1 pseudogene is annotated in these 1,525 nt (G+C 56.9%); it reads right to left on the reverse strand.

From position 1 onward, the window contains the following. Positions 1-1,402: 1,402 nt before the first annotated feature. Positions 1,403-1,525, reverse strand: a pseudogene (locus ACFDS3_RS18830) (IS5/IS1182 family transposase); the annotation flags it as partial.

Consider the following 1,525-nt stretch of genomic DNA (forward strand, 5'->3'; position numbering starts at 1 on the left):
AAGGGGTGGAGACGGCGGAACAGCTCGACTGGGTGCGATCCGAGGGATGCACCGAGGTACAAGGTTTCCTGTTCAGCGAGGCTCGGCCGACAACCGAACTGACAGCTCTCCTGGAGGCACTACGGGTACGCCAACATGCGGTCGCATAGAAGAAGCGAATGTCGGTCCATTGGATCCTCAATCCAATCGCGAAGCCGACACCTCCATTGCCGCTTTGCGTGAAGGCGAGGCTAGCGGAGGCTTTCGCGGTGAATGTACTTGCCGACAAGGGCGCGTCGAGATCGATCGCCCGGTCGCTGCCTCACTTACTCAGTATTATATTTTTTTGATGGTCGCGCGCCGCAGAGTTCCACGAGGTAGCTGCGCTAATAAGTATAAGTATTGTGGTGCAAAGCACTGAAATGGCAGGATTATCAGAAGCTGTTTGGCCAATAGAAGCATCTAAAACTGAAACGGAAAGTAGCGCTTCTCGTGAGCGGGTTGCAGCCCCGGATCACCCTCTCGCGCCGCTGAATCGGAGCAGACGAGCGTCTTGCTGAACGCGCCCGGAAGCAGCACTCATGCAACGTGAAGCAGGAGAATGAGATGAAGCTGAGACTGACCTTGTTTGCCGCGCGGTAGCCTGTGCACCCCGCGCAGCTAAAGATGTCGACGCATGGGATACGGACCTTGACTGCGGGCTCGGCGAGGCTGAACTCTCCCAACGGAGTTTCTACTTGGCGTCTTCGATGCTGATGACGACGCGCAAATCGATTACCCCGAGTTCACTGACGGGCTGTCCTGCGCGGGGGACGCAAACGAAGACGGTAATCTCGTCGATGAACGGGACAATGCGGTTGATCTCTAGTTTGATGAGTGCGACGTGAGCCTCAATGTCGAGAACTGGAACACCGACGGCAACGGCATCATATTGAGAACCGGACGTGGCTCGGTGCTGGAACGAATCGACCTTGCGCCCGACTTGAGGAGTAATTGGCTCACTGGATGAAGAGGATCTTTCGAGCGGCCTTCTCGACGCCGCAGATACAGATGACGGCGATCTGGTCGCGGAAGAGGAAGACGGGCTCTTTTTCGAAGCAGCAAATTTGTTCGGGACGGGCCCGCAATCAGCCGCTGATCCCACGGAACCTGTCGAGGAGGATACGGAGGGCGTGCAGTTGATCGAGCGCAACGACTCCTTTCCGCAACTGCCGAATCCTGTGGTGACGGTTCAGGCGCATGCCGGGATGTGGCAGCACGTATCTGCACGGCCCTCGGCCATGCGTTCCAATTGATGGTATGAACTTCAAGGGCGATCTCTAAGTTATTCGCCGCCAAGAGGGCATCTGATCGCGCGCCTTTTGGATAGCTCGTGCAGTACATGGCGCGTGTTTCATGTCCTGCGGCATCGTCCACTCTTAGGTCATGTTGACAAATGGCGGAGCCAGAGGCGGATCGAAGTGATGTCGATGGATTCCGGGAAGCTCTCCACCGTCTTATCGTAGCGGGTCGCAACCCGTCGCGCGTTCTTGGGCTTGTTGAAGCA

Source organism: Palleronia sp. (assembly GCF_042089775.1).
Classification (GTDB): domain Bacteria; phylum Pseudomonadota; class Alphaproteobacteria; order Rhodobacterales; family Rhodobacteraceae; genus Palleronia.